Source organism: Saccharopolyspora sp. NPDC047091 (genome assembly GCF_040643635.1).
GTDB lineage: Bacteria > Actinomycetota > Actinomycetes > Mycobacteriales > Pseudonocardiaceae > Saccharopolyspora_C.
Map to the genome: position 1 here is coordinate 1 of NZ_JBEYUS010000069.1, position 13,923 is coordinate 13,923.

Genomic DNA, 13,923 nt, shown 5'->3' on the forward strand with positions numbered 1-13,923 from the left:
AGCGCAGCACTCCGCGACCGCCGGGGCGGGCGTGCACGTGGGTCAGCGAGGCCACCACGGTGCGCGCGGTGGCCGCCGAGGCCGAAGTCTCCACCGGGTCGGTCACGCACTACTTCGAGGACAAGGCTGAGCTGATCGGCGCTGCGCTGCGGTACAACGGCGCGATCGCCACCCAGCGCCTCGTGGCGGCCGTCGGCAAGCGGCGCGGGCTGGACGCGGTGCAGCGCGCCACGCAGGGACTGCTGCCGGTGGACGAGGAACGGCTCACCTGCTGGCGGGTGTGGGTGGCGCTGTGGTCGCACCAGCAGGACGATCCGGCCGGAAATTTCGGGGAGGGCTACCAGGCGTGGCGCTCGCTGCTGCGCCACCACCTCGCCGAGGCGGTCGCGGACGGCGAGCTGCCGGACGGCCTCGACCTGCCGCACGAGATCAGCGTTCTGGAGACGCTCGTGGTCGGCACCGGGATGCTGGCGGGCTCGGACCGGCCGCCCCGCGATCGGCTGCGCAGGCGGGCGCGCCGCATCTTCACCGAGCACTTCGCCCGGCTGGCGCAGCAGAACACCGCGGCCTGAGCCCGGCGGGACAGCAGGAAGGGCCCGACCGGCGGTGGCGAGCGCACCGCCCGGCGGGCCCTGCGAGGCCGGGTCAGCTCCCGGCGCGGAAGGTGAACCGGACCTTGCCCACCCAGATCTCGTCGCCTTCGGCGAGCACCGCGCGGTCCACCACCTGCCGGTTCAGGTAGGTGCCGTTGAGCGAGCCCGCGTCGCGGATGGCGAAGTCGGCGCCCTCCCGGCGGATCTCGGTGTGGTAGCGCGACACGGTGACGTCACCGAGCACGATGTCGCAGTCGCGGTGCCTGCCCAGCACCGTCGTGTCGCGTTCGAGCGGGAACACCGCGCCCTGCTCCGGGCCGCGGGAGACCACCAGCGCCGCCGCACCCGTGCGGGGCCGCGGTGGCACCACCGCACCCGCCTCGTCGGCCCGCGGCGCGGGAACACCGACGGCGCGCTCGTCCTGCTGGGTCGGAACCGCTTCCCGGCCGGCCGGAGCCTCGGAACCAGGGCGGTAGGTGCCGAACGGGGATCGGATCATCGTAGTTTCTCCTTGCGCGGACCACTCAGCTCGTGCACGTCCCACTGTGGCCCCGGAGCCCCGGCCCGCGACCGGGCACTAGGTCCCGAACCGGCCGTGGCCTCCGGCACACCGCGTCACCGCACGACCTCGCACCGCGACCATCCGGGTGACCCACCGCACGCGATCCACCACCGCGCGCCAGGCCCGCCGGGATCCCGGGCGCGCGAAAAGGGGGCCGGTCTGCCGCCCCGACCACGGCAGACCGGCCCCCGCCGGCGTTCCCCGCTGCAGTACCGCCTCGTCCGGTCCTACGCGGGGTGCGCCTCGCTCACGTGCAGCGGTGTTCCCTGCATGCACGTGGTGGGCGCGCCGGGGTCCGGCCGGCCGCGCACCACCAGGTGCGCACCGGGCTTCACCACCGACGGATCGCCGCCGACCAGCAGGTACGGCGAGCGGCCCTGGCCGGGGAGCAGGAAGCAGCGCGGTTCCACGCCCGCTTCCACCCGGCCCGTCACGGTGATCTGCTCGGCACCGGGATCGGCGATCGCGGGCGTGGCCGCTCCCGCCATGCCCAGCACCGACACGAGCAGCATCCCTGCCGTTACCCACCGCGACGTCGTCATGGCGCCCATTGCACAAGGAAGTCCCCGGGAACGCCACTCGAGCACCCCGATCACGTTAAACCGAGCACTCGCTCTACTATTGAGCCATGACCTCGCACTCTCCCCCGGTATCCGGGAAGCCCGCGGTGGCGGTCGAGCCCGCGTGGCTGCGCTACGGCTCCGCGATCGGTCTGCCCGTGGTGGGCGCGGCGATCGGCTGGGCGCTGGTGCTCGCCGCGGGCTGGATCGCCGACCTGCCGTGGGCGCCGTTCCAGGGACCGTTCGAGCTGGTGGCCTCGCTGCCGCAGCCGCAGGGCACGCTGGCCGTGGCCGGGCTCGGCGCGCTGGCCGGACTCGGGTTCCTGTCGCTGCTGGTGAACGACCGGCTGCGGGTGACCGTGTCCGCGGAGCGGATCGAACTGCGGCGCGGACTGCGCGATATCTCCACCGTCGAGGGCGCGCGGGTGGACGCGGCGCTGTTCGACCACGGGACGCTGGTGCTGCTCGACGCGTCCGGCGACGAAGCGGCCCGGGCGCGCACCGACATCACCGCGGGCGTGCTGCGGGCGGCGTTCCGCGCGCACGGCTACCGCTGGCTCGACGCCGATCCGCACGACGACGAGTTCGAGCTGTGGGTGCCGGACACCCCCGACGTCAGCCCGCGCGCCGACGCGCTGCTGCGGGCGCGCGAGCACGCGCGGAAGAAGGGCCACCACGCGGAGGCCGACCAGCTGCGCGACGCGCTGGCCCGCGCCGGATTCCTGGTGCGGGACCGGAAGAAGCAGCAGTTCTGGCGCACGCGGCCGCGGCGGGACGCGGACTGATGCGCACGGTCGACCCGGTCCGCTACGCGGCCCGGCGCCGGAACATCGTCGAAGCGGCGGGCGACTGCTTCGCCCGCAAGGGATTCGACCGGACCACGACCGCGGACATCTGCACGGCGGCCGGGATCAGCTCCGGCAGCCTGTTCCACTACTTCCCGAACAAGCGCGCGGTGTTCCTGGCGATCTTCGAGCAGGACGGCCGGGACAACGCCGAGCAGCTGGAGCTGGCCGCGGCCGCCGCGGACCCGTGGTCGGGCCTGCTCGGGCTGGTGGACCACCTGGTGCGGCCGCTGGCGGATCCGGCCTCGGCGGGGCTGGTGGTGGAGCTGATCGCGCAGGCCGGGCGGGATGCGGAACTGGCCGAACTGGTCGTGCGCAACGACCGCGAGCTGCGCGCCGGCATCGCGGACCTGCTGTCCCGGGCGGCGGCGCAGGGCCGCATCGACGACTCGGTCGACCCGGCGCAGGCCGCGCACTGGGTGCTGGGGCTGGCCGACGCCCTGTTCGCCCGAGCCGGCGTCGACGGCGACTTCGACGCGCAGGCCGAGCTGCCCACCCTCAAGACCATCCTCGCCCGCTACCTCGGAGCGGCGGACCGGATCGGCTGAACCTCCCGGTGGCGCTGCGCGTCAGCGGTTCGGCGCACTCGCGGTGCGAACCGAGGTGCCGAGCACCGGCCCCGACCCCGTAGTGCGGATGCCGCAGCGGCGGGTGCGGCCCTGCCGTCACCACGGCCGTCCCGACATCGGCGCAGCTCGGCTCACCCGGGGTTGCACCTTCCCGCAGCGTCGTGTGGTCCGGCGGACCCACCTCCCGGCGCATCGAGGAAAGGTCCCCGCGCATGCACTCGTCCTGCACACCACCCCGCCAGGTCGAGATCGGCGACGCGGCGGCCTTCGTCGGCACCACACCCCGGGCGGTCCGCCACCACCACGAAATCGGCCTGCTCAGCGATTCCCCCACCAGGACGGCGATGTCGCCGCGCGCCGGACGTGCATCGGAAATCGATCCCGCGGCGGGGGACGCCGCGGTCCCGCCGCCCGCCCCGAAGCGGGGCGAGCCGCGAGCTCACTCCTCGAAGAGCGGACCGCGGTGGACCTTGTGCTGGGCCGCTTGGGCCAGGGGACGCAGCACCAGCTGGTCGATGTTGACGTGCAGCGGCTGCGCCACCGCCATCGCGATCACCCCGGCCACGTCGTCGGCGGTCAGCGGCCGGTCCACGTCGGCGTACACGGCGGCGGCCTTGTCGGGGTCGCCGCGGAAGCGGTTGAGCGAGAACTCGTCGGTGCGCACCATGCCGGGCTGGATCTCGATGACCCGCACCGGCTGCCCGGCGAGTTCGAGGCGCAGCGTCTCGGTGAGCGCGTGCTGCCCGTGCTTGGCGGCGCTGTACCCGGCGCCGCCCTCGTAGTTGACGAAGGCCGCGGTGGAGGTGAGGTTGACGATGGTGCCGCCGCCCCCGGCGCGCAGCAGCGGCAGCAGCGCCTGGGTGACGTGCAGGGTGCCGAGCACGTTGACCTCGTACATGCGCCGCCAGTCCGCGGGATCGCCGCCCTCGACGGAGTCGGAACCCCAGGCGCCGCCCGCGTTGTTGAGCAGCACGTCGCACGCGTCGAGCTCGGCGGCGAAGGCCGCGACCGAGTCCGCGTCGGTGACGTCGAGCGGCAGCGCGCGGCCGCCGATCTCCTCGGCGAGCGCGGCGAGGCGGTCCTGCCTGCGCGCGGCCACGACGACGTGGAACCCGTCCGCGGCCAGGCGGCGGGCGGTGGCCGCGCCGATTCCGCTGCTGGCCCCGGTCACCACGGCGGTCTGCATCACACGATCTCCCCTGCTCGAAGCCGGCCTGCGGATCAACCCTAGGAGGCGGTGCCGACCGGGCGCGCAGCGGGCCCGCCCGTCCGGTTTTTCCCAAAGACCCACTTCCGGACCCAAGATCGGCTACCGTGAGTAGCAGTCCACTCCATCCACGGCGAGTTCCGCGCACCACCCGCCGTCGACTTACGCGAGGTGAGGCCGGCCGTGCTCTACGGCATCGACATCTCCCACCACCAGGGCGCGTTCGACCTGGGCCGCACGCGGGCCGAGGGGTTCGAGTTCGCCTTCCTGAAAGCGACCGAGGGGAGCTCCTTCGTCGACAGCAGGTTCGGCGCCAACCTCGCCAACGCACGGGCCGCCGGGCTGCTCACCGCCGCTTACCACTACCAGCGCGCCGATTCGAGCGCGGCCTCGCAGGCAGGGCACATCGTGAACACGGTGCCCGCCGACGTCCCGGTGATCCTGGACGTGGAGGACGGCGGGGGCGGCGCGGACCTGACGCGCGACATCATCGGGCGGCTGCTGGCCGCCGGGTATCGATCACCGCTGCTGTACCTGCCGCGCTGGTACTGGGAGCAGATCGGCTCGCCGTCGCTGGCCGGGCTACCACCGCTGTGGTACTCGCGGTACGCCAGCAACGAGGGCGGGTACGCCAGCGAGATCTACGAGCGCTACCGGGACTTCTACGACGCGCAGTGGGGCGGGTACGGCGGTCTCGGCGTCGCGGTCCTGCAGTTCACCAGCTCCGCCACCGTCGCAGGGCACCGGCCCGTCGACGCGAACGCGTTCCGCGGTACCCGCGAAGAGCTCGCGGGGCTGCTCAGCTCAGCTACTCCGGAGGACGACTTGACTCCCGAACAGGCGCAGAAGCTCAACGAGATCCACCACGAGCTGTTCGGCCCGCGCGGGCCGCAGGGCCAGATCGTGGGCTGGGGCACCGAGGCGGGCAACCACACCGCCATCGGGCTGCTGGTGCACATGTTCAACGCGCTGCTGGGGCCGCGGCCGTCGCGGGTGCCGGGCGCCGAGCACATCCAGGTGCCCGCGGTGGACGCGATCCGGGACACCAACGGGGTGGTGTACCAGCTCCCGGCGATGATCAACGCGGGGGCGACGGGTGATCCGCAGGCGGTGGCGGAGGCGCTGCGGCCGGTGGTCTCGGAGGTCGCGGGTCCGGCGATCCGCGAATCGGTGACCGAGGTGTTCGGGGCGGACGACCCGGCCCGCACCGAGGCGCTGGTGCTGGCGATCTCCACCAAGCTCGCCGCCCGGCAGGCCGCGCCGCAGCAGATCCCGGCGCAGACCCCGCCGCAGGCCGCGGCCCAGCAGCCGCCGGCCCAGCAAACTCCGGCCCAGCAAACTCCGACGCAGTGACCGCCGCGCCGCGCCGAGCGATCGGCGCAGCGGCGGGAACGACGGCGGCCCACCACCCCGGTCGGGGCGGTGGGCCGCGCTACGTCTCCTACTGGTCGTCGTCCCCGGTGTCCAGCGGCCGGATGTCGTTGCGGTCGTCCGAGCTCGGCACGTCTCCGGGCAGCGAGACGGTGCGCGGCAGGATGCCCGGGGTCCAGTCGCCCCAGTGCGTCTCCTCGTGCACCTGCATCGCGGATTCGGCGGGCAGCGCGCCCGGCTCGTACGGGTCCACCGCGTACAGCGAGCCCCAGTCCCGGTAGAGGTCGTTCTTCAGGTACGTCGGCAGTTCCCGCATGCTGGCCGCCACGTTGAGCCAGCCGAACGGCCCGCCCGCGTCCGGCGAGGACCAGCCCTGGCCGGTGGCCCGCACGGTCTCACCGCCCGCGACCCGGAACCGCGGCATCTCCGAGATGCCGTGGTGCAGCCCGGAGATCTGCAGGCACGGGTGCACCAGCGTCGCGGGCCACTCCACGTAGGCGGGGCTGTCCCCGACGACGTCGGTCATGTTCGTCAGCTGCGGCGCGCGCGGCGCGCTGACCGCCTGCCAGCCGCGCGCGGACACCGACTGGTCGACGGCGACGACGCGCATCTTCGTGGTGCCCTGCGCGTCGCCGTCCACGACGAGCCGGTGGTCCCGCCAGGCGGGGCCGCCCGCCTGCAGCAGGTAGCGGCGGGCGGTGATCTGGAAGCCCTGCGGGGTGTCCTTGCCGAATTCGACGGCCAGCGAGTTCGCGCCGCCTTCGATCCCGGCCATGGCGAGCACGATCGGCACTTCACCGGTCGCGGCGCGTTCGGGCACGTCGTACCACTGGGTGCGCAGCTCGCCGGTGCCCTGGCGGGTGAAGCTGCCCCAGACCGGGGCGTTGTCGCCGCCGAACTGGTAGGGCGGCCGCCACTCGTCGGCGGCGGTGCCGCCCTGCAGGGCGGGGGTGCCGTCGCGGGTGAACCCGGTGAGCTTCGCCCCGAGGTACTCCTGCGGGGTCTCCTCCCCTTCGAGGCGCTTGGACGGCACCGGCACGTCCGGCGAGAACGCCGGGGCCGGGTTCGTCGGCTGGTCCTGGGAGACCTTGAGCATCCCGGCCTGCGGGTTCGTCTCCACGTACACGTAGTCGGAGAGGCCGCAGCTGCCGCCGGGGGTGAGCTGCTTGATGTTGTCGGCGCCCATGCTGTAGCCGCCTTCGCGCTCCTGGATCGCCTTCCCGAACGCGGCGAGCTCGCCGAGGATGAGCAGCGCGCAGATCAGCGACAGCGGCGCGGTGCCCAGCCGCAGCGCGCGGCTGCGGTGCTCGACGCCGTTGGGCGGGGCGAGGCTGCGGTCCCCGCGCAGGTGCTCCACGAGGGCGACGATCGCGGCGACGGCGGCGACGGCGAGCAGGATCGTGCTGGCGTTGCGCCCGTTGACGGCGGGCGGCATGTCGTACCAGGGCACGCCCCAGCCGGAGACGTACCACCAGGCGTTCGGTCCGGTCGCGGAGAACGCCGAGATCACCATCAGCCCGGAGAAGAACGCGGCCCGGTTGCGCCGGGACCGCAGCACGGTGGTGCTGGTGGCGAGCGCGGTGAGCGCGGCGACGGCCCCGCCGACGGCGGCGAAGATCCCGAAGTGGTGGGTGTGCTTGGTCTGGGTGAGCGCGAGCGCCACGAACGACATGGCCGCGACCGCCAGCAACCGGCGGCTCGGCCCGAGGGCGGCGCCGCGGATCCGGTTGCGCCGCAGCAGCACGACCGCGCAGGTCGCCAGGCACAGCATCACCAGCAGCACCGGGAACCGGCGGGTCAGCGAGCCGTCCGGGATCTGGCTGAACAGCATGTTGTAGCGGTTGAGCTCCTGGTACCACTTCTCGCTCGGCCCCAGGTCGATCTTCAGCTCGGTCGCGTCCATGATGGACTGCCAGGTCTGGTCCCAGATCAGCCAGGTCAGGATCACGAAGCCGGACGCGGAGATCGGGGCGAGCACCGGGAGCCAGCCGAACTCCCGCGCGCGCCGCAACACCAGCTTGATCAGCGGTTTGAGCCCGGCGATGAACGGCAGCACCGCGACGATGCCGTGCGGTCCGGCGCCGACGGCGAGCGCGGCCAGAACCAGCCCGAGCGCGGCGGGCAGCAGCCTGCTGGTCGCGATGGCGCGTTCCACGGCGCACAGCGCGAGCAGCGAGAACACCACGATGACCGGCTCGGAGCGCAGCCCGTTGTTGTAGGGCAGCCAGAACGCGAGGAACACCGCGGCCGCGGCCCACCCGGCGGCGTTGCTGCGCCGCACCTGCTGGCCGAGCCGCGGGAGCACTTCCCGGCTGATCAGCAGCCAGCTGGTGCAGCCCATCAGCAGCGCGGGCAGCCGCACCCACGGGATCGCGGTGGAGACCTGCACCCACAGCGCGTAGACCTCGTAGAACCAGCCCCACGGCGCTTCGGGGTTGGCGAACCAGCGGTAGTAGTTGCTGACGTACCCGGCGGATTCGCGGGCCCGCGCGATGGCCATCGTGTAGCCGTCGTCGGAGCTCATCGCCCCGATCAGCCACCAGATGGCGAGCGAACCGAGCACCGCCACGTCGCGGGCGGTCGGCTTCCACCAGCCGGGCTGCACCCAGCGCGGGGGACGACGTCCGGCGCGGGCGTCCAGCCGCCGCAGGCAGAGCACGGCGCCGATGAACGACAGGACGGCCAGCACGCTCACGACGATCTTCAGCGCGGTCGGCGAGCTCTCGAAGCGGTTGTCCACGCGGGCTTCGAAGCGCAGTCCGGCGACGTCGTCGGCTCGGGCGTTGAGGTCGGAGTAGATGCCGGTGACCTGCGGCCGGTGGTCCCCGGCGATGTTGGTGAGCCAGCGGTCCTCGCCGAACCCGGCCTTGAACCCGATGGCGTCGTTGTGCAGCGCGAGGGTGCAGTCCCCGGCGGGGATGGCCATCGTGTTGACCTGCCGCCCCTGCGACAGCAGCGTGATCCGCCCCTGGTCGACGGTGAGGGTCATCCCGGTGAGCCGGCCGTTGTCGGAGTTCGGCGGGTTGGTGCTCAGCAGGTTCGCCGGTCCGTCGGTGCGCGCGTCGAGGCTGCGGGCGGAGACGCAGGGGATGTCGGCGTCCAGCCACACCGGCGCGAAGGTGGTCAGCGGGGCGGCGACCGAGGTGGTGCCGCTGGCGGTGGGCCAACGCAGCGTGGTGATGTCGTGGTGCACCGGCAGGAACGGGACGGAGAGCGACAGCACCGTGCCGAGCACGCCGAGCACGGTCGCGATCAGCTTCAGCCGTCGGAGCCGCCGGTCGGGGCGCGGCCGAGCCGGTTCCGCGGACGGCGCGGATTCCGCCGCCGCGTGATCGGTGTCGTCTTTCTCCGCATTGAGCACGCCCCGGAGAATAGCGGTCGTGGTCATCACGACGACGCAGCATCAACGTCCGTGTTGGGGTCGCCACACCGGTTAACGACACGGCTGAGGGAATGAGCGGCGGAACTCAGGTTCCTCTCAGTGTCCTGTGATCTTCCGGTTATCAAAGAGAGGCCGAACGTCCAGTTCAGACGGTCGCCGGGCCGGTACCTGCGGTGGTGTGCGGCGGGGAGAATCCGACCGGTTCCAGCGGTGTCGCTCGATCGGGTTGTTCCAGCGGAAATCCGGATTCTCGACGCGTTCGTTACCCGAGTTCCACGACGCTAATCGCATTCCGCCCCCGCGGATCAGGGAGCTCGCCCGGACCGCGGATTGTGCCCGCGGCCTCGGCCCCGAGACGCCGCACAGGTTCCCGAGACCTGTCACGCCCAGTCCCCACCACCTCTCTCCGAACCCGAAGCGGATCTCGTACTTCTCCTGTCAGCGGCGAAGCCGCCGAGCCACCGACCACGCACGCAGGTCGACCACCCGCGGGTTCTCTCGCGAGGACAGCGCTTTCGCCCGTGGCGGAGAGCCACCGGTGAGAACGATCCCGCAGCGAGCCGCTGAGAGGTTCCGCCGCCCCCGGATCGAGGCGAGCCGGGAAAAAGAGTCAGACCAGGCGAGGCGGACGGTGGCAGTGGAGCGGCGGGAGTTCGCCGGTCCAGCGTTCGACCTGCACCCTGGCCTGCTGCCCGGCGCAGCCCTGCGACAACGGCGAGGTCGGGCGGTCGGCGGTGAGCACGTTCGGATTGCCGTGCACGCACCACGATCCGCCGGGCTGCGCGGGATCGTCGACGGGGTCGTACCAGGCGCCGGTGGCGAGCACCGCGACTCCGGGCGATACCTCGTCGGTGATCAGCGCCCCGGCGAGGCAGGCACCGAGCTCGTTGAACACCCGAACCACCACACCGGTGGTGATCCCGCGCTCCGCGGCGTCGTCCGGGTGCAGCCGGACCGGTTCCCGGCCGTCGATCTTCGCGGCGCGGCTGACGGCACCGACATCGCCCTGGCCGTGCAGCCGGTTCCGCGGCTGGTGCGCGATCAGCCGCAGCGGGAACCGGTCGTCGACGAGGCCGTCGGTCGGTTCCCGCCACACCGGGTGGCCGGGCAGCCCGGCCGCGGCGATGGACGCCGGGCACAGCTCGATGCGACCGCTGGGGGTGGGCAGCGGGTTGCCACCGGGGTCGGCGCGGAACTCGGCGAACGGGGTGGTGCGCGGCGGGACGGGCAGTTCGAGCTCCCCAGCGCGCCAGAACTCGGTGAACGGCGGCACCCGGTGGCCGTCCGCGGCGAGCCGCTCGCGCCACCGCTCGTAGAGGTGCGCCAGCCACTCCCGCGTCCCGCGGCCTTCGGTGAACCGGGCGCGGGCGCCGAGCCGGTCGGCGAGGTCGGCGAACACGGCGTGGTCGTCGCGCGCCTCCTCGTACGGCTCCAGCACCCGGCGCATCGCGATCAGGTGGGTGTCGCGCCGACCCGCGCCGAGGTCCTCCCGTTCGAGGGTCGTCGTCACCGGCAGCACCACGTCGGCGTGCCGGGCGGTGGCGGTCCAGTGCGGCTCGTGCACGATCACCGCGTCCGGCCGGGCGAAGGCGCGGCGCAGCCGGTTGAGGTCCTGGTGGTGGTGGAACGGGTTGCCGCCCGCCCAGTACACGGCCCGCACGTCCGGGTACCGGTAGCGGCCGCCGTCGTAGTCGAACTCCTCCCCCGGGTGCAGCAGCAGGTCGGCGATGCGGGCGACCGGGATGAAGTCCGGCACCGGGTTGGTGCCCTGCGGCAGCGTCGGCAGCGGCAGCAGCGGCCCGGTGTCGCCGACGTCGCCGATGGAGCCGTAGCCGTGGCCGAACCCGCCGCCGGGCAGGCCGATGCCGCCGAGCATCGCGGCCAGCACCAGCCCGGCCCACACCGGTTGTTCGCCGTGCTCGCTGCGTTGCAGCGACCAGCTCACCGTGATCAGGGTGCGGCCCGCGGCCATCCGCCGGGCCAGGGCTCGGATCTCCGCCGCGGGGATGCCGCACAGCGCGCTCGCCCAGTCGGCGTCGCGTTCCGGGCGTCCGGGGCCGCCGCGCAGCGAGCGGGCGAACTCGTCGAAGCCGGTGGTGCAGCGGTCCAGGAACCCGGTGTCGTGCAGCCCTTCGTCGAGCAGCGTGTGCGCGAGCCCCAGCATCAGCGCCACGTCGGTCGCCGGCCGCACCCGGATCCATTCGGAGCGTCGGCCCGGCGGCACGTCGCCGCCGAGCGGCGAGATCACGGCCAGCTCGGGGCCGTCCCAGTCGGCGAGCGCCGCCGCGGTGGCGTGCCGGGTCACCCCACCTGGGGTGACGGAGGCGTTCTTCGGCGCCAGTCCGCCGAACGCGACCACCAGGTCGGTGTGCCGCCGGAGCACGTCCCACCCGTCGGCGCCGCGCAGCAGCGGCTCGGCATCGCCCACCAGGTGCGGCAGCAGCACCGCGGAGGTGCCGAAGCTGTAGGTCCCCCGCGAGGAGGTGTAGCCGCCGGTGGCGTTGAGGAACCGGTGCAGCTGGCTCTGCGCGTGGTGGAACCGGCCCGCGCTGGCCCAGCCGTAGGAGCCGCCGTACACGGCACGGTCGCCGTGCCGCTCGCGGATCCGGCGCAGTTCGGCGGCGACGAGGTCGAGCGCGGTGTCCCAGCCGACCTCGACGAACTCCTCGCGGCCGCGGCCGCGCGACGGCCCGGGCCCGTGTTCGAGCCAGCCGCGCCGGACGGCGGGCCGGGCGATGCGCGTCTCGTGCCGCGCGGTGCCGGGGACGTTGCCGAGCAGCTCCGACGGGGCCGGGTCGGCGGGGTGCGGCGCCACCTCCACCGCACCGTCGGCGCCGCGGCGCGCCAGGTAGGCCCCCCAGTGCGACGTCGTGCCCAGCCATCCGTCCATCCCGCCAACATAGGCGGCACGCGGTCAGCGCTCGTAGAGGGCGTCCAGGTGCTGCTGGTTCTGCTTGACGACGACGGCGCGCCGGATCTTGCGGGTGGGGGTGAGCTCGCCGCCGTCCTCGGTCCAGTCGGTGGGTGCGAATTCCCAGGCCCGGACCTGCTCGACCCGGGCGAGCCTCGTGTTCGCGACCGCCACCGCGGCGTCGATCTCCGCGCGCAGCTTCAGGTCCGCGAGCAGTTCCGCGCGCGGGGCGTTGCGGGGCAGCTCGTTCGCCTCGGCCCACTCGCGCAGCGCGCCGAGTTCCGGCGCCAGCAGCGCCACCAGGTACGGCCTGCCATCGCCGTGCACCAGCGCCTGCTCGATCAGCGGGTGCTCCACCAGCAGCGATTCCACCACGACCGGGCTGATGTTCTTGCCGCCCGCGGTGATGATGAGCTCCTTCTGCCGCCCGGTGATCCGCAGCGTCCCGTCCGGGTCCATGGAGCCGAGGTCACCGGTGCGCAGGAAACCGTCCATGGTGAACAGTTCGCGGTCGTCGTCCGGCAGGTTGTGGTAGCCGGACGCGCACAGCGGGCCGCGCACCAGCACCTCCCCTTCGCGGGTCAGCCGCAGTTCCACGCCGGGCATCGCGGTGCCGACCGTGCCGGGCTTGCGCGGGGCGTCGGGCCGGTGCATCACCGCGGCCCCGCAGGTCTCGGACAGCCCGTACACGCCGGTGAGCCCCATGCCGAGGCCGGCGAAGAACCGCTCCAGACCCGGCGGCAGCGGGGCCGCTCCGACCGCGCGCACCGCGCACCGGTCCAGGCCGAGCGCCACCGGGATGCGGTGCAGCACCGCGCGGTGCGCCAGCCGCGCCAGCAGCTTCTCGGTGGCGGTGGAGTCCGCTTCGGCCGCGGTCAGCGCCGCGCGCAACGCCCAGCCGCCGAGCTTGCCGCGCACCCCGTCCTGCTCGGCGAGCCGGTTCTCGATGCCGGTGCGCAACCGGTCCCACACCTGCGGGACGCCGAACAGGATGGTCGGGCGCACCTGCGCGAGGCGTTGCGGCAGCTGCTTGATCTCCGGGCAGAAGTGCGTTTCACCGCCGCAGCGCAGCGGGAGGTACACCGACAGCACGCGTTCGGCGATGTGCGCCAGCGGCAGGTACGACAGGCTCACCACCTGCTCGGGCAGCCCGGCGGCGCGCACCAGCGCTTCCACCTCGTAGAGCAGCGCGCGGTGGCTGAGTTCGACGCCCTTGGACGGGCCGGTGGTGCCGGAGGTGTAGATCAGCACCGCGATGTCGTGCGGGTCGGGTCCCCGTTCCTCCTGCGCGGCCGGGTCGTCGTGCAGGAATTCGCCGTCGTCGACGGCTTCCCCGAGTTCCAGCAGCTCGTCCCAGCTCATGATCCGGCCGTCGAACCCGGGCGGCCGGGCGTCGCCGACCTCGCCTAGGGTGATGACCACGCCGAGTTCGGTCGGTTCCCCCAGCACGGGCAGCCAGCGCCGCCACGCGTCCTCGCCTTCGATCAAGGCGACCTTCGCGCCGGAATCGACCACGACGTGCCGGATCTGCTCGGGCGCCAGCGTCGCGTACAGCGTGGTGGTGGTCGCGCCGAGCGTCGCCGCGCCCAGGTCGGCGAGGATGTGCTCGGGCCGGTTGCTCGCCATCAGGGCCACCACGTCGCCGGGCAGCACGCCGAGGGAGCGCAGCGCGGCGGCGATGCTCAACGCCCGCCCGTGCACCTGGGACCAGGTCCAGCTCTGCTCGGCGGTGGCGAACGCGAGCGAGTCCGGGCTGGTCCGCGCGATGTCCGCGAGCAGTCCGGGGACGGTGCGCCCGGCTATGGCCGCCTCGATCTCCGCTCGTTCGGCTTCGACCTCGGTCGCGGTCATGCTCTCCTCCACCTGGCGTAGGCGTGTCGTCCGTCACGATCACGTTAGGCCGGAACGGGGGTGGGGCTATGA

At 73.3% G+C, this 13,923-nt stretch carries 10 protein-coding genes; 4 read left to right on the forward strand and 6 right to left on the reverse strand.

All coding sequences use genetic code 11. The annotated features are described in order from the left end of the window. Positions 1–572: TetR/AcrR family transcriptional regulator (locus ABZ805_RS23820; protein WP_358444291.1), on the forward strand; the 572-nt coding region annotated here is incomplete at its 5' end. A gap of 73 nt (positions 573–645) precedes the next feature. On the opposite strand, the gene ABZ805_RS23825 is transcribed toward ABZ805_RS23820, so the two are convergent. Then, on the reverse strand, positions 646–1,092 hold the full coding sequence (locus tag ABZ805_RS23825; protein WP_358444294.1) for an FHA domain-containing protein: 447 nt from the start codon (positions 1,090–1,092) through the stop codon (positions 646–648). A gap of 290 nt (positions 1,093–1,382) precedes the next feature. After that, positions 1,383–1,697 (reverse strand): hypothetical protein, encoded by a 315-nt coding sequence (locus ABZ805_RS23830; protein ID WP_358444297.1) that lies wholly within the window; start codon positions 1,695–1,697, stop codon positions 1,383–1,385. 86 nt (positions 1,698–1,783) lie between these two features. Here ABZ805_RS23830 and ABZ805_RS23835 point away from each other — a divergent pair, with 86 nt between their 5' ends. Continuing rightward, positions 1,784–2,500, forward strand: coding sequence for a hypothetical protein (locus ABZ805_RS23835; protein ID WP_358444300.1), 717 nt, complete (start codon positions 1,784–1,786; stop codon positions 2,498–2,500). Then, a complete protein-coding gene (locus ABZ805_RS23840; protein WP_358444303.1) occupies positions 2,500–3,108 on the forward strand; it encodes a TetR/AcrR family transcriptional regulator in 609 nt (202 codons plus the stop codon). The genes ABZ805_RS23835 and ABZ805_RS23840 overlap by 1 nt, the downstream gene beginning before the upstream one ends. Before the next feature lie 460 nt (positions 3,109–3,568). Here the strand turns inward: ABZ805_RS23840 and ABZ805_RS23845 are convergent, their stop codons facing one another. Continuing rightward, positions 3,569–4,315 carry an SDR family oxidoreductase gene (locus ABZ805_RS23845; RefSeq protein ID WP_358444305.1) on the reverse strand — a complete coding sequence of 249 codons (747 nt, stop codon included), beginning with the start codon at positions 4,313–4,315 and terminating at the stop codon, positions 3,569–3,571. Between the two features lie 192 nt (positions 4,316–4,507). Here ABZ805_RS23845 and ABZ805_RS23850 point away from each other — a divergent pair, with 192 nt between their 5' ends. Then, positions 4,508–5,689 (forward strand): glycoside hydrolase family 25 protein, encoded by a 1,182-nt coding sequence (locus ABZ805_RS23850; protein ID WP_358444308.1) that lies wholly within the window; start codon positions 4,508–4,510, stop codon positions 5,687–5,689. Positions 5,690–5,777: 88 nt separating this feature from the next. On the opposite strand, the gene ABZ805_RS23855 is transcribed toward ABZ805_RS23850, so the two are convergent. The 3 genes from ABZ805_RS23855 to ABZ805_RS23865 form a co-directional block, all read right to left on the reverse strand. Further along, entirely contained in the window at positions 5,778–8,951 is a 3,174-nt protein-coding gene (locus ABZ805_RS23855) for an arabinosyltransferase domain-containing protein (protein ID WP_358444382.1), read from the reverse strand. Positions 8,952–9,699: 748 nt separating this feature from the next. After that, a complete protein-coding gene (locus ABZ805_RS23860; protein WP_358444311.1) occupies positions 9,700–11,979 on the reverse strand; it encodes a molybdopterin-dependent oxidoreductase in 2,280 nt (759 codons plus the stop codon). A 24-nt stretch (positions 11,980–12,003) separates the two neighbouring features. Continuing rightward, positions 12,004–13,851, reverse strand: coding sequence for a long-chain fatty acid--CoA ligase (locus ABZ805_RS23865; RefSeq protein WP_358444314.1), 1,848 nt, complete (start codon positions 13,849–13,851; stop codon positions 12,004–12,006). Positions 13,852–13,923 lie beyond the last annotated feature (72 nt).

Bases quoted from the DNA above. Each gene is read 5' to 3' on its own strand.
- ABZ805_RS23825 (WP_358444294.1), bottom strand. From the start codon at position 1,092: ATGATCCGATCCCCGTTCGGCACCTACCGCCCTGGTTCCGAGGCTCCG.
- ABZ805_RS23830 (WP_358444297.1), bottom strand. From the start codon at position 1,697: ATGACGACGTCGCGGTGGGTAACGGCAGGGATGCTGCTCGTGTCGGTG.
- ABZ805_RS23835 (WP_358444300.1), top strand. From the start codon at position 1,784: ATGACCTCGCACTCTCCCCCGGTATCCGGGAAGCCCGCGGTGGCGGTC.
- ABZ805_RS23840 (WP_358444303.1), top strand. From the start codon at position 2,500: ATGCGCACGGTCGACCCGGTCCGCTACGCGGCCCGGCGCCGGAACATC.
- ABZ805_RS23845 (WP_358444305.1), bottom strand. From the start codon at position 4,315: ATGCAGACCGCCGTGGTGACCGGGGCCAGCAGCGGAATCGGCGCGGCC.
- ABZ805_RS23860 (WP_358444311.1), bottom strand. From the start codon at position 11,979: ATGGACGGATGGCTGGGCACGACGTCGCACTGGGGGGCCTACCTGGCG.
- ABZ805_RS23865 (WP_358444314.1), bottom strand. From the start codon at position 13,851: ATGACCGCGACCGAGGTCGAAGCCGAACGAGCGGAGATCGAGGCGGCC.